The 24,553-nt window shown below is 63.7% G+C and carries 21 protein-coding genes; 8 read left to right on the forward strand and 13 right to left on the reverse strand.

What is annotated here, in order from left to right:
• Positions 1-128: 128 nt before the first annotated feature.
• Positions 129-3,692 carry a DNA polymerase III subunit alpha gene (dnaE, locus tag G3N95_RS33920; RefSeq protein ID WP_205974459.1) on the forward strand — a complete coding sequence of 1,188 codons (3,564 nt, stop codon included), beginning with the start codon at positions 129-131 and terminating at the stop codon, positions 3,690-3,692.
• Positions 3,693-3,743: 51 nt separating this feature from the next.
• Here dnaE and G3N95_RS33925 read toward each other — a convergent pair whose 3' ends face one another.
• Entirely contained in the window at positions 3,744-4,502 is a 759-nt protein-coding gene (locus tag G3N95_RS33925; protein WP_205974460.1) for a glycosyltransferase family 2 protein, read from the reverse strand.
• 339 nt (positions 4,503-4,841) lie between these two features.
• Between G3N95_RS33925 and msbA the strand changes: the two genes are divergently transcribed.
• From msbA to G3N95_RS33940, 3 genes are all read left to right on the forward strand, one after another.
• The gene (msbA, locus tag G3N95_RS33930) at positions 4,842-6,635 is read left to right on the forward strand and encodes a lipid A export permease/ATP-binding protein MsbA (protein WP_205974461.1); all 1,794 of its coding nucleotides are present in this window, start codon (positions 4,842-4,844) and stop codon (positions 6,633-6,635) included.
• Positions 6,636-6,720: 85 nt separating this feature from the next.
• Complete coding sequence (locus G3N95_RS33935) at positions 6,721-7,725, forward strand: glycosyltransferase family 4 protein (RefSeq protein ID WP_241019107.1); 1,005 nt, start codon at positions 6,721-6,723, stop codon at positions 7,723-7,725.
• A 240-nt stretch (positions 7,726-7,965) separates the two neighbouring features.
• Positions 7,966-9,240 (forward strand): O-antigen ligase family protein, encoded by a 1,275-nt coding sequence (locus G3N95_RS33940; protein ID WP_205974462.1) that lies wholly within the window; start codon positions 7,966-7,968, stop codon positions 9,238-9,240.
• Between the two features lie 27 nt (positions 9,241-9,267).
• Here G3N95_RS33940 and G3N95_RS33945 read toward each other — a convergent pair whose 3' ends face one another.
• The 12 genes from G3N95_RS33945 to upp all read right to left on the reverse strand — a co-directional run bounded on the left by G3N95_RS33945 (position 9,268) and on the right by upp (position 19,615).
• On the reverse strand, positions 9,268-9,564 hold the full coding sequence (locus G3N95_RS33945; RefSeq protein ID WP_205974463.1) for a hypothetical protein: 297 nt from the start codon (positions 9,562-9,564) through the stop codon (positions 9,268-9,270).
• 126 nt (positions 9,565-9,690) lie between these two features.
• Positions 9,691-9,852, reverse strand: coding sequence for a hypothetical protein (locus tag G3N95_RS33950; protein WP_205974464.1), 162 nt, complete (start codon positions 9,850-9,852; stop codon positions 9,691-9,693).
• Positions 9,853-10,078: 226 nt separating this feature from the next.
• On the reverse strand, positions 10,079-10,267 hold the full coding sequence (locus tag G3N95_RS33955; RefSeq protein ID WP_205974465.1) for a hypothetical protein: 189 nt from the start codon (positions 10,265-10,267) through the stop codon (positions 10,079-10,081).
• A gap of 77 nt (positions 10,268-10,344) precedes the next feature.
• Entirely contained in the window at positions 10,345-11,814 is a 1,470-nt protein-coding gene (gene rng / locus G3N95_RS33960) for a ribonuclease G (RefSeq protein ID WP_205974466.1), read from the reverse strand.
• Positions 11,815-11,823: 9 nt separating this feature from the next.
• Positions 11,824-12,450 carry a Maf family protein gene (locus G3N95_RS33965; RefSeq protein WP_205974467.1) on the reverse strand — a complete coding sequence of 209 codons (627 nt, stop codon included), beginning with the start codon at positions 12,448-12,450 and terminating at the stop codon, positions 11,824-11,826.
• Between the two features lie 161 nt (positions 12,451-12,611).
• Positions 12,612-13,082, reverse strand: coding sequence for a 23S rRNA (pseudouridine(1915)-N(3))-methyltransferase RlmH (gene rlmH, locus G3N95_RS33970; RefSeq protein WP_205974468.1), 471 nt, complete (start codon positions 13,080-13,082; stop codon positions 12,612-12,614).
• A gap of 70 nt (positions 13,083-13,152) precedes the next feature.
• Positions 13,153-13,611 (reverse strand): ribosome silencing factor, encoded by a 459-nt coding sequence (gene rsfS, locus G3N95_RS33975; RefSeq protein ID WP_205974469.1) that lies wholly within the window; start codon positions 13,609-13,611, stop codon positions 13,153-13,155.
• A 2-nt stretch (positions 13,612-13,613) separates the two neighbouring features.
• Positions 13,614-14,330: a nicotinate-nucleotide adenylyltransferase gene (locus G3N95_RS33980; protein ID WP_205974505.1), complete on the reverse strand. Its 717-nt coding sequence runs from the start codon at positions 14,328-14,330 to the stop codon at positions 13,614-13,616.
• 51 nt (positions 14,331-14,381) lie between these two features.
• A complete protein-coding gene (gene hemF / locus G3N95_RS33985; RefSeq protein ID WP_205974470.1) occupies positions 14,382-15,314 on the reverse strand; it encodes an oxygen-dependent coproporphyrinogen oxidase in 933 nt (310 codons plus the stop codon).
• A 264-nt stretch (positions 15,315-15,578) separates the two neighbouring features.
• Positions 15,579-16,856 (reverse strand): phosphoribosylamine--glycine ligase, encoded by a 1,278-nt coding sequence (gene purD, locus G3N95_RS33990; RefSeq protein ID WP_205974471.1) that lies wholly within the window; start codon positions 16,854-16,856, stop codon positions 15,579-15,581.
• 277 nt (positions 16,857-17,133) lie between these two features.
• Entirely contained in the window at positions 17,134-17,862 is a 729-nt protein-coding gene (locus tag G3N95_RS33995) for a YebC/PmpR family DNA-binding transcriptional regulator (protein WP_205974472.1), read from the reverse strand.
• 1,102 nt (positions 17,863-18,964) lie between these two features.
• Entirely contained in the window at positions 18,965-19,615 is a 651-nt protein-coding gene (gene upp / locus G3N95_RS34000) for a uracil phosphoribosyltransferase (protein ID WP_205974473.1), read from the reverse strand.
• 279 nt (positions 19,616-19,894) lie between these two features.
• On the opposite strand from upp, the gene G3N95_RS34005 reads away from it, so the two are divergent.
• The 4 genes from G3N95_RS34005 to G3N95_RS34020 all read left to right on the forward strand — a co-directional run bounded on the left by G3N95_RS34005 (position 19,895) and on the right by G3N95_RS34020 (position 24,438).
• Positions 19,895-20,674 (forward strand): SDR family oxidoreductase, encoded by a 780-nt coding sequence (locus G3N95_RS34005; RefSeq protein WP_205974474.1) that lies wholly within the window; start codon positions 19,895-19,897, stop codon positions 20,672-20,674.
• Between the two features lie 72 nt (positions 20,675-20,746).
• Complete coding sequence (locus G3N95_RS34010) at positions 20,747-21,136, forward strand: methylglyoxal synthase (RefSeq protein WP_205974475.1); 390 nt, start codon at positions 20,747-20,749, stop codon at positions 21,134-21,136.
• 64 nt (positions 21,137-21,200) lie between these two features.
• Positions 21,201-22,175 carry a quinone oxidoreductase gene (locus G3N95_RS34015; RefSeq protein WP_205974476.1) on the forward strand — a complete coding sequence of 325 codons (975 nt, stop codon included), beginning with the start codon at positions 21,201-21,203 and terminating at the stop codon, positions 22,173-22,175.
• A gap of 271 nt (positions 22,176-22,446) precedes the next feature.
• Complete coding sequence (locus G3N95_RS34020) at positions 22,447-24,438, forward strand: alkyl sulfatase dimerization domain-containing protein (RefSeq protein WP_205974477.1); 1,992 nt, start codon at positions 22,447-22,449, stop codon at positions 24,436-24,438.
• Positions 24,439-24,553 lie beyond the last annotated feature (115 nt).

A 24,553-nucleotide genomic window follows, 5' to 3' on the forward strand; every position in this document is an offset into this window, starting at 1 on the left:
GATTGGCCGGTCCCGATTCGCGCAAAGCACCGTTGGCAAACGCTCTTGCACAAGCGTGCCTGGCCGGATGGGCAATCGGGCAGATCGAGGGCGGTTTGCGCGAAATTTTTCAGGAGGGCGGGGTTACAATGTCGCCCATGTCAGATCCCCGCTTCGTCCATCTCCGCGTTCACTCCGAATTCTCGATTGCCGATGGCATCGTGCGCATCGACGACGTCGTCAATGCCGCTGCCAAAGACGGTCAGGGTGCGCTCGCGCTCACCGATCTCGGCAACGCATTCGGTCTCGTCCGTTTTTACCAGGAAGCCCGCGGCAAAGGGGTCAAACCCATTGCCGGCTGCGATGTCTGGATCACGAATCCCGACGACCGCGACAAGCCTTCGCGACTTCTGCTGCTGGTCAAAAACAAGACCGGCTATCTGAATCTTTGCGAACTGCTGTCGAAGGCGTGGCTCACCAACCAGTATCGCGGGCGCGCGGAAGTGGAAACGGCGTGGCTCGAAAGTGGCCTCGCTGAAGGACTGCTGGCGTTGTCGGGCGCGCAGCAAGGCGACGTGGGCCTCGCGCTCGCGGCGGGCAACGAGGAAGCCGCGCGGCGCAACGCGCAGCGCTGGGCACAGATCTTCCCGAACGGTTTCTACATTGAGTTGCAGCGCGGCGGACAAGCCGGTGCGGAAGCGTATGTGCAGCAGGCCGTCGCGCTGGCCGCATCGCTGAAGCTGCCCGTCGTCGCGACGCACGCGCTGCAGTTCATGACGCCCGACGACTTCACCGCGCACGAAGCGCGCGTGTGTATTTCCGAAGGCGATATTCTCGCGAATCCGCGTCGGCAGAAGCGCTTCACGACGGACCAGTATTTCCGCACGCAGGACGAGATGATCGCGATGTACGCGGACATTCCGTCCGCGATCGCGAACACCGTCGAAATCGCGAAGCGCTGCAACCTCACGCTCGAACTCGGCAAGCCCAAGCTGCCGCTGTTCCCGACGCCGGACGGTATGTCGCTCGACGACTATCTGGTCCAGCTGTCGAAGGAAGGGCTGGAAAAGCGCCTGGAGCAACTGTTCCCGGAACAGGCCGAGCGGGACGCGCAGCGCGAAACGTATTACGCGCGGCTCGACTTCGAATGCGGCACGATCATCAAGATGGGCTTTCCCGGCTACTTCCTGATCGTGGCGGACTTCATCAACTGGGCCAAGAACAATGGCGTGCCCGTTGGGCCGGGCCGGGGCTCCGGCGCGGGCTCGCTGGTCGCGTACGCGCTCGGCATTACCGACCTCGATCCGCTGCGTTACAACCTGCTGTTCGAACGTTTTCTGAATCCGGAGCGGGTGTCGATGCCCGACTTCGACATCGACTTCTGCCAGCACGGCCGCGATCGCGTGATCCAGTACGTGAAGGAGAAGTACGGCGCGGACGCGGTCTCGCAGATCGCGACGTTCGGCACGATGGCCGCGAAGGCTGCGGTGCGGGATATCGGCCGCGTGCTCGATCTCGGCTATATGTTCACGGACGGCGTCGCGAAGCTGATTCCGTTCAAGCCGGGCAAGCACGTCACGATCGCAGACGCGATGAAGGAAGAGCCGCTTCTGCAGGAACGCTTCGACAACGAAGACGAAGTGCACCAGCTGCTCGAACTCGCGCAGCGCGTGGAAGGCATTACGCGTAACGTCGGCATGCACGCGGGCGGCGTGTTGATCGCGCCCGGCAAGCTGACGGACTTCTGTCCGCTCTACACGCAGGGTGACGAGAGCGGCGTCGTGAGCCAGTACGACAAGGACGACGTCGAAGCCGTCGGCCTGGTGAAGTTCGACTTTCTGGGTCTGACCACGCTGACCATTCTCGACTGGGCCGAGCGCTATATTCGCCGTCTCGATCCGTCGAAGGAAAACTGGTCGCTCGCGCAGGTGCCGCTCGACGACCCCGCGTCGTTCTCGATCCTCAAGAAAGCGAATACGGTCGCCGTGTTCCAGCTGGAAAGCCGCGGCATGCAAGGCATGCTGAAGGACGCACAGCCCGACCGCTTCGAGGACATCATCGCGCTCGTGGCGTTGTATCGTCCCGGCCCGATGGATCTGATCCCGAGTTTCTGCGCGCGTAAGCACGGCCGCGAGACGGTCGAATATCCGGATCCGCGCGTCGAACCCGTCCTGAAAGAGACCTACGGCATCATGGTCTATCAGGAGCAGGTGATGCAGATGGCGCAGATCATCGGCGGCTATTCGCTGGGCGGCGCCGACCTGCTGCGTCGCGCGATGGGCAAGAAGAAGCCCGAGGAAATGGCGAAGCATCGCGAGATCTTCGCCGAGGGCGCCGCGAAGAACGGCCTGACCCGCGAGAAGGCCGACGAAACATTCGACCTGATGGAGAAGTTCGCGGGCTACGGCTTCAACAAGTCGCACGCGGCCGCTTACGCGCTGCTCGCATACCACACCGCGTGGCTCAAGGCGCACCATCCCGCTGAATTCATGGCGGCCAACATGTCGCTCGCGATGGACGACACGGACAAGGTCAAGATCCTGTTCGAAGACTGCCTCGCGAACAAGATGGCCGTGCTGCCGCCCGACATCAATCTGTCCGCGTATCGTTTCGAGCCGGTCGCGGAAGTGGACGGCAAGCGTTCGCGCACGATCCGCTACGGCCTCGGCGCGATCAAGGGCAGCGGCCAGAACGCGATCGAAGAAATCCTGCGCGCGCGGGAAGAAGGTCCCTTCGTCGATATCTTCGACTTCTGCAACCGCATCGATCGACGCGTCGTCAATCGCCGCACGATCGAAGCGCTGATCCGTGCGGGCGCGTTCGATTCCTTGCACGAGAACCGCGCGCAGCTGATCGCATCCGTCTCGCTGGCGATGGAAGCCGCCGATCAGGCGAGCGCCAACGCGATGCAGGCGGGGCTGTTCGACATGGGCGACGCGCCGTCGCAGGGCCACGAACTCGTCGACGAACCCGCGTGGCCGGACAAGCGGCGTCTGCAGGAAGAGAAGACGGCGCTCGGCTTCTATCTGTCCGGGCATCTGTTCGACGCTTACAAGGACGAAGTGCGCCGCTTCGTGCGCCAGAAGATCGGCGAACTGAAGGAAGGGCGCGACAAGCTGGTGGCGGGCGTGATCGTGTCACTGCGCACGCAGATGACCCAGCGCGGCAAGATGCTGATCGCGCTGCTCGACGACGGCACGGGTCAGTGCGAAGTGACCGTCTTCAACGAGCAATTCGAGGCGCACAAGCAGTTGTTCAAGGAAGACGAACTGCTCGTCGTGCAGGGGCAGGCGCGTAACGACGCATTCACGGGCGGCATCCGCTTCACCGTCGATACGCCGATGGATCTCGGCCGCGCTCGCACGCGCTACGCGCAGGCGGTGAAGGTGCAGATGAACGGCAACGCGAATGCGCATGCATTGCGCGCCGTGCTCGAGGCGTATCGCGCGAAGCCGGAAGACGCTGAAGTCGCGGCGCCGGCTCCGCGTAGCGGTGGCCGTGGTGGCTTCAACAGCAACGGCGATTCGGGCGGGCGCTCGCAACGGCCGTCGGCGCCGATGCCGAACGGGCTCGCCGTGCAAATCGTCTATCGCAGCGACAACGCGGAGGGCGAAGTGCGGCTTGGCGACGCGTGGCGCGTGAAGCCGACGGACGAACTGCTCGCCGCGTTGCGCAGCGAATTTTCCGGCAGCGCGATCGAAATCGTGTATTGACCGCGTGTGACGCCGCGCGCGTAGTGAGCGTGCCGGCGGCATTCGGCGCGGTTAACCGTCCTCGCGGCCCAGTTGTGCGAGCTTCATGAACCGGTAGTACACGGTTTCCGCATTGAACATCGCGATCATGAAGCCCGCGCGGCCGTCGAGAAACCCGCGGCGCAGCAGGTACGTCCGCACGAACGCCCAGACGCCGCGCGCGACGGCCTTGCCGAAGCTCCCGCGCTGGCCGGCCGCGTGGCGCTGCTGCGCACCTGCCGTCGAATACGCGTCGAGCTTGCGCAGCACCGTCTCGAAGTCTTCGTACGAGTGGTGCATCAATTTGCCTTCCAGACGCTTCGCGGGCGACTCGAACATGAGCCGTTCGTGCACGAGGTCGTCGGAGAAGCGCGCGGTGCCGCGTTTGAACAGGCGCGGAATCCAGTCCGGATACCAGCCGCTGTGGCGCACCCAGTGTCCGCAGAACGCCGACAGACGGTCGACGGCATAGACGTCGGCGGCCGGTGTGGCGAGCGCGCCGGCAATCGACACAGCCAGTTCCGGCGTGACGATCTCGTCCGCATCGATCGACAGCACCCAGGTCGTGCCGAGCGCATCCAGTGCGCGGTTCTTTTGCGGGCCGAAGCCCGGCCAGTCGGTATGCGAGAGCACGCGCGCGCCGTGCGAACGGGCGATCTCGACGGTGCCATCCGTGCTGCCGCTGTCGACGACGACGATCTCGTCGGCGAACGCGACGGCGCGCAGGCATTCATCGAGTCTGAGCGCCGCATTCTTCGTGATGATGGCGACGCCGAGTGTGGGTTGTGTCATGCGAATCGATGCCGGGAGAGACGGGCAGGGCGGGCGTCCGGTCCACGCAGCCTGCTGCCGTGGCCGTCGCCCAACGAAAGTTGCGCAAGTATATACATAGCGGGTGCATGCCCACGTAAAGCCGCGGAGGGCTGTCAAACGGCCCAGATTGGGCTCGAGCGGGGCATCCATGGACAGGCGCGCCTGCGCCGTGCCGAAGAAATCCGCAAACGCGTGGATTTCCAATCATTTAGCCGCGCCGGGATGACATGCCGGACGGTTTACAATGTCGCATTTGCAATCCGCCCGAGGGGCGGTCCACGGGTGTCGTGAAGCACGCCCGCATTCCCAGAGGAACTCTTGAGCGCCAAGCCAACGTTAAGCAAGCCCATCGGCTCCGGTGAAGCAACGTCGACCATCGTGGTCCTGCGGCGTCTGTGGCCGTATGTCAAACCGCTCATCTGGACCGTTTTAGCCGGCATTTTGACGATGGGCGTCGTTGCCGCCACCGAGGCGGGGATCCCCGCGCTGCTCAAGCCGCTGCTCGACCACGGCTTCGGCGCGCACGGCAGCGACAGTGCGAAGTGGTACGTGCCGCTCGCCGTGATCGGTCTCGCGTTCGTGCGCGGTGTCGCGCAGTATGCGTCGGGCTACCTGCTGTCCTATGTGTCGAACCGCATCCTGCTGGAACTGCGGCTCACCATGTTCAACCGGATGATTCACAGCAGCGTCGGCTTCTTTCAGCGCGAAACGGCGAGCACGGTCATCAACGCGATCGTCTTCGAGGTGAACCAGATCCTGAACACGCTGACGGGCGTGATGGTCACGCTCGTGCGCGACTCGCTGACGGTCGTGTTCCTGCTCGGCTACCTGTTCTATCTGAACTGGCGCCTGACGCTGATCGTCGCGGTGCTGCTGCCGGGCATCGGCTGGCTGGTCGGCAAGATCAACCGCCGGCTGCGGCGCCTGAACCGCGAGCATCAGAACCTCACCAACGAACTCTCGTACATCGTCGAGGAGACGGTGGGCGGCTACAAGGTCGTCAAGGTGCATAACGGCGAGCAGTACGAGATCGACCGTTTCACGGAGATGAGCAAGCGGCTGCGCGGCTACTCGATGCGCATGACGGTGTCGGGCGGCCTCGCGCAACCGCTCACGCAGTTCCTCGCGTCGATCGCGCTGGCCGTCGTCATCACGATCGCGGTCGTGCAGTCGTCGCACGACCAGACGACGGTCGGCGGCTTCGTCGCGTTCGTCACGTCGATGCTGCTGATCATTTCGCCGCTCAAGCATCTGATGGACGTGAACCAGCCCTTGCAGCGCGGGATGACGGCGGCCGAGCTGATCTTCGGGCTGATCGACGAGCCGTCGGAACCGCCGGGCGGCGGCCGCAAGCTGGAACGGTCGACCGGCGAGGTCGAGTTCCGCGACGTGTCGTTCATGTACGGCGCAAGCGGTCCGATGCAGCGGCAGACGCTGGACACCGTGTCGTTCAAGGTCGCGCCGGGTGAGATGGTCGCGCTGGCTGGGCCCTCGGGCAGCGGCAAGACGACGCTCGTGAACCTGCTGCCGCGATTCTTCGATCCGAGCGGCGGCAAGATTCTCGTCGACGGTGTTGCGCTGCCCGACTACGGCATCCACGAGCTGCGCAGCCAGATCGCGATGGTGAGCCAGGACGTCGTGCTGTTCAACGACACGATCGCGAACAATGTCGCTTACGGCAAGACGGCAGATCCGGAGCGCGTGAACGCGGCGCTGCGCGCGGCCAATCTGTGGGACACCGTGGCCGCGATGCCGAACGGCATCGAAACGCTGATCGGCGACAACGGCATGATGCTGTCGGGCGGACAGCGCCAGCGTCTCGCCATTGCGCGCGCGGTCTACAAGGACGCGCCCATTCTGATTCTCGACGAAGCCACTTCCGCGCTCGATTCCGAATCCGAGCGCCACGTGCAGGCCGCGCTCGAAACGCTGATGAAGGGCCGTACGACGCTGGTGATCGCGCATCGTCTGTCGACCATCGAGCGTGCGGACCGCATCCTCGTGCTCGACGCGGGGCGCATCGTCGAACGCGGCAGCCATCGCGAACTGCTGGCACAGAATGGCCTGTATGCGCATCTGCATCGCATCCAGTTCCAGCAGCACGCGGCATGAGAACCTCTGCGTGAGCATCCTATAGAGAGAACGCCCGCGCGGCCCAGCGCCGCATGCGGGTGCGCCCGCCGCTGCGAGTCGTCCGATGCAGCCGGTGACTATTCAGACAGAAGGCATGATTCACATCTTCAACGGGTTTCACAATCCGAACGGCGGCAGCGAGCAGGAGGCGCTGCGCCTGTACGAGCTGCTGCGCGGCAAGAGCGACGTGCAGCTATGGAGCACGTCGTCGCGGACCTCCGAGGAACTGTCGGCGGCGTATCCGATTCGCCGCGTCGCGCCGCACAAGGCGAGCGTGCCGCGCGGCGGCACTTATGTGTTCGTCGGCGCGCACTGGCGCAACCGTCTGTGGCCGTATTTCGCGGGCCGTCCCGAACGGCTCGTGTACGTGTTCAACACATTTCATCCGAAACTGCTCGCGCTCACGTCGACGCCGCAGCCGCTGTTGCGCTGGCCCGCGGCCGAGTACGTGCTGATCTCCGCGTTCCAGTCGCGGCTGCTTGGCGTGAAGGGCGAGATCCAGCCTTCGCCGATCGACATCAGCCGCTTTGCGCCGCGCGCGCATGAAGCGCATGCGCGACCCGTCGTCGGCCGCTTGAGCCGCGATACGTCCGACAAGCATCATCCCGACGACATCGCCGTCTACAAGACACTCGCCGCGCGCGGTTGCAAGCTGCTGTTGCAAGGCGCGACGACCCTGACGGGCGCGTTGCCGCAAGACGATTCGATCCGGCTTTTGCCCGAAGGTGCGATGTCCGCGCCGGACTTCCTGCACGAACTCGATATCTTTTACTACCGCACGGGCGAACACGTCGAAACGTTCGGCCGCGTGGTGCTCGAGGCAATGGCGTGCGGTTTGCCCGTCGTGTGTCACCGTCATGGCGGCTACATGGATGTCGTGCGGCACGGCGAGAACGGCTATCTGTTCGATACATCCGAAGAGGCGCTGGCGATACTCGATCAGTTGATCGAGCAACCGGCGTTGCGCGCGCAGATCGGCGCGGCCGCGCGCAAAACGGTCGAGCAGCTATATTCGCGCGAGGCGCTCGACGCGCGCACGGCGTTCTATCTACGCGACGCGACGCGATGAATTGCCGGGCCTTACCATTGCTTGCGAGTCTGGCCGGGGCGCAACCAAATCGTACGCACGCCGTGAGATGATGGCGACGGCGCAACTCGTGCCGCCGGCGCGAATGGCAAGAGAGCGGGCAGGATCAAGCAGGCAAGATCGACAAAAGGCACCGGCTGAACGACGCGTGTGCCACTGACGCAGCGAGCTGACGGTCCACAGCTACGCGAGCGCACTTCGTCATTGAGAGTTGAAGCACACATGCAACACGCCAGAAAAGATTCGTATCCGTTGATCCTTGCGCGAACTTTCGCGCTCGTCGCGCTGTTTGCCGTTCCGTTGTCCACTGCAGGCGTCAACATCGCGGCGTCGCTGTTTGCAGCGTGCGCGTTGCTGTCGCCAGAGGTTTGGCGCAACTGGCGTGCGATTTTCACGGACCGTGTCAGCGTCGCCGCGTTGCTGCTCGCCGCTGCGTTGGCGCTGAGCCTCGCGTGGACGAGCGCGGATCGCGGGCATGCGCTCGACTTCCTGATGAAGTACCGCAAGCTGATTTATCTGCCGCTGCTGATGCTGACGTTCCGCGATTGCCGTACGACGGCCTGGACGACCGTCGCGAAGTGGGCATTGTTCGGCGCGCTGACCTTTGCGTTGCTGCTGTCGTGTTCGAATTACGTTGGCTGGACTTCGATTGGCCCGTGGCATTCGGATACCGATCCCATCCGCCGCGCGTGGGTGTTCAAGGATCACATCGCCGCAGGGATCATGACGGCGCTGCTGTTCTACCTTGCGCTGAACTTCGCGAAGCATGCGCGTTCGCGTGCCGTGAAGGCCGTGCTCTATGTCGTCGCGCTGCTCGCGATCGTCAATGTGCTGTTGATGATGCAAGGGCGCACGGGGCAGATCATCGCGATGCTCTTCATTGTGATCTACGTCGTGACGTACTTCGTGTCGCTGCGCGGTATGAAGCCGTGGGTGCGATGGGGCAGTGGCGTCGTGCTGGTGGCCGTCGCGGGTAGCCTCGTCTACGCGGCGCTGCATTCTCACGGCTCGCGGCTCGCTGAAACGAATGACGAAATCAGCGCGTACGAGACGTCGAACAAGAACACATCGATGGGCGTGCGCATCGTGTTCTACCGGCGCAGCCTTGAACTGATAGGCGAGCGTCCTCTCATCGGTCATGGCGTGGGCACCGTGCAGGAAGAGTTCGATGCCTACGCGCGCAACGCCACGGGCGCGGCCGCCGCGACGGCGGGCAATCCGCACAACGAATTCCTGCTGATGGGGATTCAGCTGGGCGCACTCGGTATCGCGCTGTTTGTGTTCTTTCTCGTGCAGATCGGACGGTCCGCGCTCGAGTTGCGCGAGCCGGCGCGCACGATCGTCTTTGCTTATCTGTTCGCCTTTGCGATCGGCTGTTTTGCGAATTCGCTGTTGCTCAACTTTACCGAAGGCAATCTGTTTATTTTCCTCGTCGGTATCTTCCTGAGTTGTCGCAAAGGCACGCCGTCGAAAGCGGAAGAGCGTGTGGCTCGCTAAGCGTCGGCCCGGACGTTTCGAGCTTTGTCAAACCCCGCTCGTCACCAGCGACAGCACCGACAGATCGGGATGTGTGCCCTCGATGATGCTCTTGCCGATGTGCACGGCTTCGTCGCTGGCATCGTCGAGTGTTTTGAAAGACTCCTCGCCGTCGGCGTGAAATGGGACCGTGTGACCCGGCAGTTTCGGGTTCGCGCCGGGATGACAGACGTAGCCGATATAGGTGTAGCGCGCCGTGCCGTCTTTCAGCGACGGCGCGACGTGAATCTCGAAGCCTTCATAGTCGACTTGTTGCCAGCTCAGGGTTACGGCTTCGTCGCTCATGATCGCCTCCGTACGGCGCGTCGTGCGGCCTGAGGGTGACGGGCGGGGCCGACGCTTGCCGGTGTCGTGCGCCGCGGCGAGCGGCGCGAGTGGATAGGGATTGGGGATGGATGGGTACGGGGCGGCTCAGTGACGGTGCCGCAGGCGTTCCCACCAGCGATGCCCGTCGAGGCGACCCGGCATCCCGTCGCGATAGTGATGCTCGCGCCGCAACTGATGCGACAGCAGCGTCACGATCACCGCCAGCACGACGATGCCGACCACGATACCAACCATTGACTCAGCCATGACAGCCTCCGTCTATTGCAACTGCATACGGAAAGTCTAGTTGATTTGCCGGAAGAGGGCGCGGGATCGGCTGCCTCGCCTGTGAGGCGCCAGGCGCCAGGCGCCAGGCGCCGGTCAAACCCGTTTCGGTTTTCCCATTGACGCCGCTCGCGATCGATCGCTGTAACCTCTACACGGAAGCGATTGAAATTTCGTATCGCACATCGATGCGCGGCGCATCGGCAGGTCAGTTTTCGTCGTCGGAAAGCAGCGCTTCCAGGCCGAACAACCAGGCGATGCCGAAGGTCAGCATGCCCGCCGCCGTGCGTTTTCGCTGGGTGTTTTTCTCGTGAGCGGACGGACTGCAAAGCCCGTCGTAGCAAGGGCTCGGCAGGGGTGTCTGATCGTCGTTGTAGTCGTATTGTTCGGAGCGCATGTCGCCTCCCGCGTGCGGTGTCGATTGCGACCAAGCAAGCGATGTGCCCGACGGGTTGGCTTTGATGGACGGCGCGGTTACATCAGGACAATATCGTACTGCTCCTGACTAAGATTCGACTCGACCTGCAATGACACCGGCTTGCCGATGAAGTCGATCAGCATCGCCAGATGCTGGGATTCTTCCTCCAGGAACAGATCGATCACCTGCTGCGAAGCGACCACGCGAAACTCGCGCGGATTGAACTGACGCGACTCCCGCAGAATTTCACGCAGCACGTCATAGCAAACGGTGCGTGCCGTTTTCACCTGCCCTTTGCCCTGGCACACGGGACAAGGCTCGCACAGCACATGCGCGAGCGATTCGCGCGTACGCTTTCTGGTCATCTCGACGAGACCCAACTGCGAGAACCCGTTGACCGTCACACGCGTGCGGTCGCGCGCGAGCGCCTTCTTCAGTTCTCCAAGCACCTGATCGCGATGCTCGGTGTTCTCCATGTCGATGAAGTCGATGATGATCACGCCGCCCAGATTGCGCAGCCGCAATTGCCGCGCGATCGTATGCGCCGCTTCGAGGTTGGTCTTGAAGATCGTATCGTCGAAATTGCGCGCGCCGACATAGCCGCCCGTATTGACGTCGATGGTCGTCATCGCTTCCGTCTGGTCGATCACCAGATAGCCGCCCGACTTCAGATCGACACGCCGCGATAGCGCACGCTGGATTTCGGTCTCGATGTTGTACAGATCGAAGAGGGGGCGCTCGCCCGTGTAGTGATGCAGCTTCGACGAAACAGCGGGTGTGAACTCGGCCGCGAACTCCGTGAGCATCTGAAACGTCTCGCGAGAATCCACCTGAATGCGCGTGGTTTCGTCGTTGACGAAGTCGCGCAGCACGCGCTGCGCGAGATTCAGATCCTGATAGAGCAGGCTGGTGGGCGGCATGCGCTGCCCCTGCGAGAGTATCGTCGCCCACGTCTTGCGGAGATACGCGACGTCGGCGGCCAGCTCCTCGCTCGTCGCGTCTTCGGCGATGGTGCGCACGATATAGCCGCCCTTCTCGTCGACGGGCAGCACCGACGTGAGCCGCGCTCGCACGGCTTCGCGCTCCGCTTCGCTTTCGATCTTCTGCGAGATGCCGATATGCGGTTCCTGCGGCAGATAGACGAGCGTGCGCCCGGCGATGCTCACCTGTGTGGAGAGCCGCGCGCCTTTGGTGCCGATCGGATCCTTGACGACCTGAACCATCAAGGTTTGCCCTTCGAAAACGATCTTCTCGATGGGCTGATGCGGCACCTGTTGCTGCGGTTCACCCGCGAGCCGCGGATGCCAGATATCGGCGACGTGCAGAAACGCGGCACGTTCCAGACCGATGTCGATGAACGCGGACTGCATGCCCGGCAGCACACGCACAACCTTGCCGAGATAGACATTGCCGACCCGCCCGCGCGACAGCGTGCGTTCGACGTGAAGCTCCTGCACTGCGCCCTGCTGGACCAACGCTACGCGCGTCTCCTGTGGCGTAACGTTAATCAGGATTTCTTCGTTCATGGTGTTGTTCTAGAAGTCGATGCGCGCCGCACGTAGAAGGGCAGCGGTTTCAAACAATGGCAAACCCATGATACCTGAATAGGACCCGTCGATATGCTCGATGAACTCCGCGGCGCGCCCCTGAATGCCATACGCGCCTGCCTTGCCGAGCGGCTCGCCGCTTGCTGCGTAGCGGCGTAGCGCGTCGCTTTGCACTGCAGCAAAACGGACCCGCGACACGGAGAGCGCGGGCGCCAGCAATTCGCCTTGCGCATCGACGACGGCCACGGCCGTCAGCACTTCATGATCGCGGCCGATGAGGCGCGAGAGCATCGCCACGGCATCGTCGGTATCGATCGGCTTGCCGAGTATCGCATCGTCGATCGTGACGGTTGTATCGGCAACCAGAATGGGCGCATTCGCATGACCTCCCGCAACGAGCCGCGCGCGCGCCGCATGCGCCTTCGCGACGCACACGCGCATCACGTAGTCGTGCGCTCGCTCGCCCGGCAACTCGGCTTCGAGCGCTTCTGCGTCTTCATCGGGACGCGGCAGCAGCAGTTCGAAGCGTACGCCCAGTTGCGTCAGCAGTTCCTGACGGCGCGGGCTCTGCGATGCGAGATGGACGAACGGAAAAGCGGCACTCTGAATGGACATGGATCGGTCACCAGCGAAGAAGAACGGCGCGGCCTCGCAGCGCGACGCCGATAACAGGTGTTGAGCGTAACAGACAGGGAGGGCGGCGCGCACCCTGGCCGTCCGGCCAGGTTGTGCGCAGGGACGCGGAATCTGAAGATATCCGTATGTTCAGACGGAGGTCAGACCCGATGATACGGATGATTCTGCGTGATGGTCCACGCGCGATACAACTGTTCGGCAAGCAGTACGCGGACCATCGCGTGTGGCAGCGTGAGACTCGACACGCGCAGCAACATGTCGGCGCGCGCTTTCAGGTCGGGATCCAGCCCGTCGGCGCCACCGATCAGAAACGCGACGTCGCGTCCGTCCTGTTGCCAGGTCGGCAGAGCGTTCGCGAGCTGCATCGTCGTCCAGTCTTTGCCGCGTTCGTCGAGCGCAACGATGCGGGCATTCTTCGGCAGCGCCGCTTCGATCTTCTGCCGCTCGGACGCCATCACGCTTTCAGCGGAACGGCCCGACGAGCGCTGCTCCGGTTTGATTTCACGCAGTTCGATGCGCAGTTCGGGCGGCATGCGCTTCGCGTATTCATCGAAGCCCGTAGCGATCCAGTCCGGCATCTTGTGGCCGACCGCAAGGATATGCAGTTTCATTGGCGACCTCGCGCGGATTCAGTGCCGCGCACGACGGCGAGCACAAACCGTGGCTCGAACAGCGGCGTGCTCACGAACGGCGGCGAGCGGGTGCCTTGCGAGCCGGACGCGCAACGGGGGCTTCGTCTTCCTCGTCTTCGTCGTCGAGCGGCTCGGACGGACGCGCGCCTCCGAAGGGGTTCGGTGTCGACAGTTTCACGCGCACCGGCTTGTCGCCCCAGATCTCTTCGAGGTTGTAGTACTGGCGCAGCGCGGGTTGCAGGATGTGCACGACGGCATCGCCGCAATCCACCAGCACCCATTCGCCGATGTCTTCGCCTTCCGTGCTGATGATGTCGCCGCCCGCTTCCTTGACCTTCTCGCGCACGCTGGACGCGAGCGCCTTGGTCTGGCGGTTCGACGTGCCGCTCGCGACGATCACGCGGTCGAACAGTTCGGTGAGGTGGCTGGTGTTGAACACCCGGATGTCTTGCGCCTTGACGTCTTCGAGTCCGTCGACGATGGCACGTTGAAGCTTGCGTATATCCATGATTACCGATGGTACAGATGATGTTGAACAATATAGTCCCACACTGCCGTGGGGACATGATTCTGTGCAGATTGGCCGTCGCCGGCCGCTGCTGCGTTTTCGAGCGACGCGCGCAGGTGCGCGCGAATGTCGGTGGCCGATACGTCGAACGCCAGCGACGTATCGATCAGCAAATGCCCGGCCGGGGTCGCCTGCAGCGTGGCGGCGTCAGCCGCGCGTTGCGCGATTGCCGCTGCGACGGCGGGCGGCACGTCCGATACGTCGAAGCCCGGGCGCGTCGCCGCTGCGATATGCGCGTAGTCGAACAACTGCTGCCAGTCGCGCCAGGTGTCGAGCCGCACCAGCTGGTCCGCGCCGATCAGCAGCGAGATCGACGCGTCTTTTCCTTCGCGTTCGCGCCAGCGCCGCAACGTATCGACCGTGTAAGTCGGGCCGTCGTGCTCGATTTCATCCGTGGCGACACTGACCGTCACACCCGGCAGCGTCAGCGACGCGGCGGCCGCGCGGGTCATGGCGAGCCGGTGCCCGGCCGCCGACACATCCGCTTTCTGCCACGGCTGACCGGCCGGCATCAGCACGAGTTCGGTCAGATCGAGCGCACCGGCGAAACGCCGTGCGAGCGCGAGGTGGCCGTCGTGGATGGGATCGAACGTGCCGCCGAGTATGCCGATGCGGCGCAATGTGCGTTTCAGCGCGACGGTTTGAGCGGTCGGATTCAGTTGCGGTTCCTTTGCCTGTCGGTTGGAGAGGGGGCGGCGCGGCGGAGCGCGTCAGACCCACTCGCGCTGCACGAGAAAGTCGCTGTAGAGGCGCGCTTCCGGCGTGCCCGGCTGGGGCTGCCAGTTGTAGCGCCAGTTCACGACGGGCGGCATCGACATCAGAATCGATTCCGTACGTCCCCCGCTTTGCAGCCCGAACAGTGTGCCACGGTCGAACACGAGGTTGAATTCGACGTAACGGCCGCGCCGGTACGCCTGGAAGTCGCGCTGGGCCTCGCCGTACGGCATGTTGCGGCGCTTCTCGATGACGGGCAGATACGCATTCAGGAACGCATCGCCAACGCTCTTGACCATCGCGAACGATTTGTCGAAGCCCGGCTCCGAGAAATCGTCGAAGAAAATCCCGCCGATGCCGCGCGGCTCGTTACGATGCTTCAGGAAGAAGTAGTCGTCGCACCAGCGCTTGAAGCGCGGGTAGAGGTCGTCGCCGTACGGTTGCAGCGCGTCGCGGCAGACCCGGTGGAAATGCTGCGCGTCTTCCTCGAACCCGTAGTAGGGCGTCAGATCCATGCCGCCGCCGAACCAGAACACGGGCGCTTCGCCCGCTTTCGTCGCGACCAGGAGGCGCACATTCATGTGAACGGTCGGACAGTACGGGTTGCGCGGATGCAACACGAGCGACACGCCCATCGCTTCGAAGCCGCGCCCTGCCAGTTGCGGACGCAGTGCGCTCGCCGAGCCGGGCAGTGCATCGCCTTGGACATCCGAGAAGCCGATGCCCGCGCGTTCGAAAAACGCGCCGTCTTCCAGAATGCGCGTGCAGCCGCCGCCGCGCAGTTTCTCGCCGGGCGCGCGCTGCCAGCTGTCGGTGGCGAGCGGTGTGCCGTCGAACGCACCGAGCGCGTCGGCGATCCGCGTCTGCAAGCCTTGCATCCAGGAGCGGACGGTCTGGGTATCGTGAGCGTCGTGAATCGAGTCGATCATGATATGTGGGGCGCGGCAGCCGGAATACGCTGGCGCGGTCGGGATTCAATGGGACGGATTGGGCGCTATGCGCCGTTCGCGGCACATGGTCGGGCGGTTGCCGGCGCTGTTCAGCCGGGGCGCACCCCTCGCGGCAGAAATCGGCCGACAGACCCAAGTGTAGCGCCGGCGCGGCCATATGGCCCCGGAGGGCTGTTTCGCGGGTCCGGGCAGGGTGCCCCGGACGCCGCGCCGGAACGCGCTTCGGCGCGGAAAATGGCCGGTTTAGCCGTGCTTGCGGTTGGCCGCGCGATAACCGATGTCGCGGCGATACTGCATGCCGTCGAACGAAATATGGTTGATCGCCTCGTAAGCGACCGACTGCGCGCTGCGCACGGAATCCGCCAGCCCGACGACGCACAGCACGCGTCCGCCCGAGGTCGTCAGCTTGCCGTCCGTGAGCGTCGTGCCTGCATGGAACGTCACCGCGTCCGCCGTCTCCGCCGGAATGCCGCTGATGAAATCGCCCTTGCGCGGCGCTTCCGGATAATCGTGCGCGGCGAGCACCACGCCCAGCGCGGTGCGGCGGTCCCATTCCAGTTCCACCGTGTCCAGGGTGCCCGCGATCGCCTGCTCGACGACCTTCGAGAAGTCACCCTTCAGGCGCGCCATGATCGGCTGTGTTTCCGGGTCGCCCATCCGGCAGTTGAATTCGAGCGTCTTCGGGTTGCCTTGCGCGTCGATCATCAGGCCGGCGTACAGGAAGCCCGTGAAGCGGATGCCTTCTTTCTCCATGCCGCGCACCGTCGGCAGGATGATTTCACGCATCACGCGTGCGTGGAGTTGCGGCGTGACGATGGGCGCGGGCGAGTAGGCGCCCATGCCGCCCGTGTTCGGGCCCTGATCGCCGTCCAGCAGACGCTTGTGGTCCTGGCTCGAGGCCAGCGCCAGCACGTTCTTGCCGTCCACCATCACGATGAAGCTCGCTTCTTCGCCCGCCAGGAACTCTTCGATCACGACGCGCGCGCCCGCGTCGCCGAGCTTGTTGTCCGACAGCATCATGTCGACGGCGTGGTGTGCCTCGTCGAGCGTCAGCGCGACGACCACGCCCTTGCCGGCTGCAAGGCCATCGGCCTTGATGACGATGGGTGCGCCCTTCGCGTCGATGTACGCATGCGCGGCCGCCACGTCGGAGAAGGTCTCGTACTCGGCCGTCGGAATTGCGTGGCGCTTCATGAACGCCTTCGCGAAGTCCTTCGAGCTTTCGAGCTGCGCCGCTTCCCTGGACGGGCCGAAGATCTTCAGGCCGCGCGCGCGGAAGATGTTGACGATGCCCGCTGCGAGCGGCTGTTCCGGGCCCACCAGCGTGAACGCGATCTGTTCCTTCTCGACGAAGTCGGCGAGTGCGTTCGGATCGGTGATGTCGATGTTGCGCAGGCGGTCGTCCTGCGCGGTGCCGCCGTTGCCCGGCGCGACATAGACGAGCTGCACGCGCTGCGACTGCGCGAGCTTCCATGCGAGCGCATGTTCGCGACCGCCGGAACCGACGACGAGTAACTTCATGTGATTCCCCGAATACTAAAAACCGTGAACGTCCCGCGCACTGGCGCGGGACGTGGATATCCATCTCTACCATCGCACAACGCGAACGCGTTGCCTGTGAGACAGGCCGCAAAGCCGTACGTTGTGGCGGAAAAAGCCGCGAAATATGCGGCCAAGGTATGCAGCCGGCCGCACGCGGTCATTCATACGAAACGCCCGTGCTGCGAGCGGGAGGAGCGCTGCGACGGCTCACGTGCGGGACAGGCCCGACGCGCGGCCGGCGCGCTCACTCCATGCGTCATTCGTCGGCGATTGCCGCGTTCGTATAAACCTCTTGCACGTCGTCCAGATTTTCCAGCGCGTCGAGCAGCTTTTGCATCTTGACGGCGTCATCGCCGGTGAATTCGACTTCCGTTTGCGGCTTCATCGTCACTTCCGCGAGTTCCGCCTTGAAGCCGGCGGCTTCGAGCGCGGTCTTGACCTTGGAGAAGTCGTTCGGCGGGCAGATCACTTCGATACTGCCGTCCTCGTTCGTGACGACGTCGTCGGCGCCCGCTTCGAGCGCGGCGTCCATCAGCTTGTCTTCGGGCGTGCCGGGCGCGAACAGGAATTGGCCGACGTGATCGAACATGAACGACACCGAGCCGTCCGTGCCCATGTTGCCGCCAAACTTCGAGAACGCGTGACGCACTTCCGCTACGGTGCGCGTGCGGTTGTCCGTCATCGTATCGACGATGATGGCTGCGCCGCCGATGCCGTAGCCTTCGTAGCGGATTTCCTCGTAGTTCGCGCCATCGACGCCGCCGACGCCGCGCTGGATCGCGCGGTTGATGTTGTCCTTCGGCATATTGGCGTCGTACGCCTTGTCGACTGCGAGCCGCAGACGCGGGTTCGAGTCGATGTCGCCGCCGCCCATGCGGGCCGCGACCTGGATTTCCTTGATGAGCCGCGTCCAGACCTTGCCTTTCTTGGCATCGGCCGCTGCTTTCTTATGCTTGATGTTGGCCCATTTCGAATGACCCGCCATACCTTTCTCCGTGGCGCGCGCCAGCGGGGCGCACGCAGTGTGCAAATGTCGTCAGTCCCGTCGCACCCTGTGCCTTTCACGCTGCTTTGGCGGCCATGTCTCGACGTGCGCCAGGAACCCGGGCGCTGCGGGGTGATGCCGCGCGAGCGTTGCAGGATCGACGGAAGCGGGCGGAGCGTTAAGCGTCGCCGCTGGTCACGGCCGGCAAGTTGGTGAAGGGTGGACTGCCCGTGTTTCAGGGGCAGACAGCGATTTTATCATGGAGGGGAGAGGGTTTTTGCCTGCGGCGCGGCTTTGCCTTCCGGTTTGGTTTTTTTGCTGGTATCCGCGTTGTGTTTTGATTTTCGCTGGCATCCGCGATTTCCAGCGCTGGCATCCGCGGTTTGCTTCTGGTTTGCTAGTGTTGCCCCTGTGCGGGGCGGCACTTACTTTCTTTGCCGCCGCAAAGAAAGTAAGCAAAGAAAGCGGGCTCACACCGCTAGCCCTTGTTTTTGCCTGCGGGCCCCCGACAGTTCTTACGCTTCAGGCGGCAACGCGCTGATTTGCGCCCGTTGCCAGCGTGCTAACTCAAGCATCACCCGCTTCACACTCTCGCGTCACGGGCCGCGTTACCAGGCGTCCACTGCCGCCCAGGTGGCAAACTGTGTGTAGGCCATCGCGCCGGAAGTGCACCACTCCGGACGGAACAGCGGGATCGGTGTCGTAGGAGCGCGAACGCACGCGCTGCGACAACCTACACACAGTTTGCCACCTGGGCGGCACAAACCATTCGCTGCCGCTCGCTGCGCTACGGGTGATTGAAGAGGGTGATGCGCCTGTTCAAGGCGCTGGCAACGGGCACAAAACAAAGTGTTGCCGTGTGAAGTGCGGGACCCGTTGGGGGCCCGCAGGCAAGAACATGGGCTGGCGGTGTTAGCCCGCTTTCTTTGCTTACTTTCTTTGCGGCGGCAAAGAAAGTAAGTGCCGCCCCGCACAGGGGCAACACTAGCAAACCAGAAGCAAAACGCGGATGCCAGCGCAACACAACGCGAAAGCCAGCGAAAACCAAAAACCAAAAACCAAGAACCAAACCGGCAAAGCCCGCGCCTCGAAGGCACAAACCTTAATTCTTGGTCCCAAACAACCGATCCCCGGCATCGCCGAGACCCGGAATAATGTACGCATGCTCGTTCAGATGCGAATCGAGCGAAGCCACAAACAGCTTCACATCGGGATGCGCATCCTGAAACACTTTCACGCCCTCGGGCGCGGCGACGAGCGCCAAAAACGAAATGTTCTCGCCCGCGACACCGCGGCGCTTCAGCACATCGATCGCATGCACGGCCGAATACCCCGTCGCAACCATCGGATCGCACAGGATGAAAATCCGGTCCTCGAGATCCGGCAGGCGCACCAGATACTCGACAGGGCGATGATCGTCGTCGCGATACACGCCGATATGACCGACCCGCGCCGACGGAATCAGCTCGAGCAGGCCGTCCGACATGCCGACGCCCGCCCGCAGCACGGGCACGATCGCGAGCTTCTTGCCGGCGATCACGGGCGCGTCGATGTCGACGAGCGGCGTGCTCACGCGACGCGTCGTCATCGGCAGGTTGCGGGTGATTTCATAGCCCATCAGCAGCGTGATCTCGCGCAGCAACTCGCGGAACGTCCGCGTGGACGTGTCGCGGTCGCGCATGTGCGACAGCTTGTGCTGGATCAGCGGGTGATCGAGGATGAAAAGATTGGGAAAACGGCTGTCCTGAGTCATGACGGGGCGCCTCGCGGCGAAGTTGGGCTGGCTGATGATCGTCTGGGGACGTTCTGGCAATTCTCTGGCGCGGCGCTCACGCGGCCCACAAGGGCGGCGGTGCGCACTGCGCCGTGACTGGGAGTTTACCGGAAGGGACGGCGCCTGATGAAAGGTATTGCAGCCAGGCCCGGCAGCGCCGCGTCGATTCTTCTAGAATCGGGGGACAGTTGACCGACCACCCCGGCGCAATACGCGGCAGCTTGGCCGCGTCGCGCGCACGACAACAGGAATAAGCACATGGATCTGGGCATCGCAGGAAAAACCGCGCTGGTGTGCGCGGCGAGCAAGGGATTGGGGCGCGGCTGCGCCGAGGCGCTCGCGGCCGAAGGCGTGAACGTGACGATCGTCGCGCGCACCGCTGAAACGCTCGAAGCGACGGCGGCCGCCATCCGCGCGAACGCGGGCGTCGACGTGCAGGCCGTGGCCTGCGACATCACTACGCCCGAAGGCCGCGCCGCGGCGCTCGCCGCCTGCCCGCAGCCGGACATCCTCGTCAACAACGCGGGCGGCCCGCCACCCGGCGACTTCCGCAACTTCACGCACGACGACTGGATCCGCGCGCTCGAAGCGAACATGCTGACGCCGATCGAACTGATTCGCGCGACCATCGACGGAATGATGTCGCGCGGCTTCGGGCGCGTGGTGAACATCACGAGTTCGTCGGTGAAGGCGCCCATCGACGTGCTCGGTCTGTCGAACGGCGCGCGCTCGGGGCTGACGGGCTTCGTCGCGGGCGTCGCGCGCAAGGTCGCGCCGAACGGCGTGACGATCAACAACCTGCTGCCGGGCATTTTCGACACGGACCGCATCGCCGTGACGTTCGACGCCGCGGCAAAAACGCAGAACATCTCCGTCGACGAAGCGCGCAAGCAGCGCATGGCGACGATTCCGGCGCGCCGCTTCGGCACACCGGACGAGTTCGGCCGCGCCTGCGCGTTCCTGTGCAGCGTGCACGCGGGCTATATCACGGGACAGAACTGGCTGATCGACGGCGGCGCTTACCCGGGCACGTACTGACGTGCCGCGCCGCGGCACATCGCGAACACCCATAACGACAACACACGACGACAACACAAGAGGAGCAACGACATGACAACACGCGTCGCGCTGATCGCGCACGATCACAAGAAGGACGACATCGTCAAACTGGCGGGGGAGTACGTCGACACGCTCGCACGCTGCGAGTTGCTCGCGACGGGCACGACGGGAGGCCGCATCGCCGATACGCACGGTCTGAAGGTCGAGCGGATGCTGTCCGGTCCGCATGGCGGCGACCTGCAGATCGGTGCACAACTGGCCGAAGGCCGTGTCGACATGGTGATCTTCCTGCGTGACCCGATGACGCCGCAGCCGCATGAACCCGATATCAACGCTCTGGTCCGTGCGTGCGACGTCCACAACGTGCCCTGTGCCACGAATATCTCGACGGCACGGATGATCCTCGACGTGTTGACGCTGCGTCTCGCGCAGCAGGTCTGATGGCGTCGTCCGATTTCATTCACGCAATGCGCGCCACTCGGGCGCGAACGAATCTGGAGACAACATGACCAAGGCAATTCGATTCGACAAGACGGGCGGCCCGGAAGTGATGAAGTGGGTCGACGTCGAGGTGGGCGAACCGGGCAATGGCGAGATCCGCATCAGGCAGCATGCTGTCGGCCTGAACTATATCGACGTGTATTTCCGCACCGGGCTGTATCCGCTGCCGCTGCCGGGCGGGCTCGGCATGGAAGCGGCGGGCGAGGTGGTCGCGGTCGGTCCGGACGTGACGGACGTGAAAGTGGGCGAGCGCGTCGCGTATGTCGCGCGGCCGCCGGGCGCGTACGCGCAGGAGCGCGTGCTGTCCGCGGCGCAGGTCGTGAAGCTGCCTGACGCGATCGGCTATGAAGAGGCGGCCTCCGTCATGTTGCAGGGCTTGACCGCCCAATATCTGCTGCGCCGCACGTACCCGGTCAAGCAGGGCGACACGATTCTGATCCAGGCGGCCGCGGGCGGCGTCGGCCTGCTCGTGTGCCAGTGGGCAAAGGCGCTGGGCGCGACAGTGATCGGCACGGTCAGCTCCGACGAGAAGGCGGAGATCGCGCAGGCGCACGGCTGCGACTATCCCATCGTCTATACGCGCGAGAACTTCACGAAGCGCGTGCGCGAAATCACGAACGGCGCAGGCGTGCCCGTCGTGTACGACTCGATCGGCAAGGATACCTTTACGGCCTCGCTCGACTGTCTTGCGCCGCTCGGGATGTTCGTGAGCTTCGGCAATGCGTCGGGCCCGCTGCCGCCCATTGATTCGTCGGAGTTCGCCGGGCGCGGCTCGCTCTTCTTCACGCGGCCAACCCTCTTCACCTATATGGGCAAGCGTAGCGACTACGACGCGATGGCGGCCGAACTGTTCGACGTGATCGGCTCGGGCAAGGTGAAGACGAGCATCAATCAGCGCTATGCGCTGTCAGATGTCGGCAAGGCGCACGCCGATCTGGAGGCACGGAAAACGACGGGGTCGACGGTTTTGCTGCCTTGAGGATTTTCGCCTCGCGACCATGCATGTTGCATGGGGCGCGAGATTGACGCGCGTATGCGGCCAGTTGTATCCAGTCGGCGTACGCGCGTCAACCCACAGTTGGTGCGCCGGGCGACGCCCCGACAATCGATGTGGTGCCATACATCAAGCAATGCGCATCGTGTTTACCTCCAGCTGACTATATACTTCTGCGGCGACTCGAAGTTCGCATTAAATGATTGGTTGTACTTATCTATAAATTGATTCGGTATCCATACTTATAAAAACGCCAATGAAACTGTTAGCCAGCCTCATCACCCTGTCTTTTTTTGCAGTCGCTCACGCGCAACCTGTGCCGGCGTCGAGCGCTCCCAGCGCCGGCTCGGACATTGCGTCAAAGGACGCAACGGCAGCCACGCTGCGCGCGAACGACCAGATACGCTCCCAGCTGAACTTCTCCGACCGGCGCGACTTCGACGATGCACGGCGCGGCTTCATCGCCACCCTGCCGCAGCCGGTGCTCAAAGGCAGCGGCGGGCGCACCGTCGTCGATCTGACGAAATACGACTTCCTGCGCAACACTGACGCCGCGCCGCCCACGGTCAATCCGAGCCTGTGGCGTCAGGAGCAGATTCTGGCCATCCACGGCCTGTTCAAGGTGGTGGACGGCATCTATCAGGTTCGCAACATCGACCTGGCCAACATCACCTTCGTGCGCGGCAAGACGGGCTGGATCGTCGTCGATACGGGCAGCTCCGAGGAAAGCGCGAAGGCAGCGCTCGATCTCATCAACGACAAGGTGGAGCGCCTGCCTGTCTCGGCCGTCATCATTACGCACAGCCATGTGGATCACTTCAGCGGCTTGCGCGGCGTCGTCAGCGAGCAGGACGTCCGCTCCGGCAAAGTGAAGCTGATCGCACCCGATGGCTTCATGGAAGAGGCCGTCAGCGAGAACGTATTCGCGGGCAACGCGATGAGCCGTCGCGCGTCGTACATGTACGGCGATCTGCTGCCGAAGAGCCCGCGCGGCACGGTCGGCAGCGGGCTCGGGCTCGTCAACGCGACGGGCACGCTGACCCTGCTGCAGCCGAATACGCTGGTGCACAAGACGGGCGAAAAGCTCACGGTGGACGGCATCGATGTCGTGTTCCAGATGGCGCCCGGCACGGAAGCGCCTGCGGAAATGCTGTTCTACTTCCCGCAATACAAGACGCTCGACGTCGCCGAGGACGCGACCCATTCGCTGCACAATCTGCTGACGCTGCGCGGCGCGAAGGTCCGCGATGCGGGGAAATGGGCAGAAGCGCTCGACCAGACCATCGACATGTTCGGCGGCGACGTCGCGGTGTCGATGGCCAGCCACCACTGGCCGCAATGGGGCAACGACCGCGTCGTCGAACATCTGAAGAAGCAGCGCGATCTGTACAAGTACATCAACGACCAGACGCTGCGCATGGCGAACGAAGGCCTGACGATGCACGAAATCGCCGAACAGTTCGTGCTTCCCGATGCGCTCGCGAAGGAGTTCTACAACCGCGGCTACTACGGCAATCTGAAGCACGACGTTCGCGCGACCTATCAGATGTATCTCGGCTGGTGGGACGCGAACCCGGCGAACCTCGATCCGCTGCCGCCGGCGGAGGAAGCGAAGCGCTACGTCGACCTGATCGGCGCGGACAACATCATGGCCAACGCGCGCAAGGCGTTCGAGCAAGGCGACTATCGCTGGGTCGCGACGATCACGAGCAAACTCGTGTTCGCGCAACCGGAAAACCAGGCGGCGCGCCAGCTCGAGGCCGATGCGCTCGAGCAGCTCGGCTATCAGACCGAGTCGGGACCGGTGCGCAACGTGTACCTGACTGGCGCGGAAGAACTGCGCAACGGCATCCGCAAGATGGCTGCGCCTAACACCGCAGCGCCCGACATCATCGCGGCCATGACGACGGACATGTTCCTCGACTTCCTCGCGATTCATCTGAACGGCCCGCGCGCCGCCGACGTCCATTACACGTTCAACCTCGTGCTGCCCGACGCGAACGAGCGCTACGCGGTCACGGTCGAAAACGGCGTGATGATCCACAGCAAGGGCAAGACGCTGCCGAATGCCGACGCAACCATCACTTTCGACCGTTCTACACTGGATGACATCGCGCTCGGCAAGCTGCGCCTGACGGATCTCGCGGATAGCGGGAAAGTGAAGTTCGAGGGCGACAGGGCCGGGTTCAAGGCGCTGCTCGGACTGTTCGACAAGTTCGACTACTGGTTCGCGATCACGACGCCGTAACGGACTGCGCTTCGATTGCTGCGCGTAGGGGAGGGAGCCATCGGTGGTAGCCGGTGGCTCCCTCTGTCGTTTACGCGTTTTTTACACGGCCCATCCAATCTTTGACCAGCCCTTT

This window comes from Paraburkholderia sp. Tr-20389 (assembly GCF_017104565.1).
GTDB lineage: Bacteria > Pseudomonadota > Gammaproteobacteria > Burkholderiales > Burkholderiaceae > Paraburkholderia.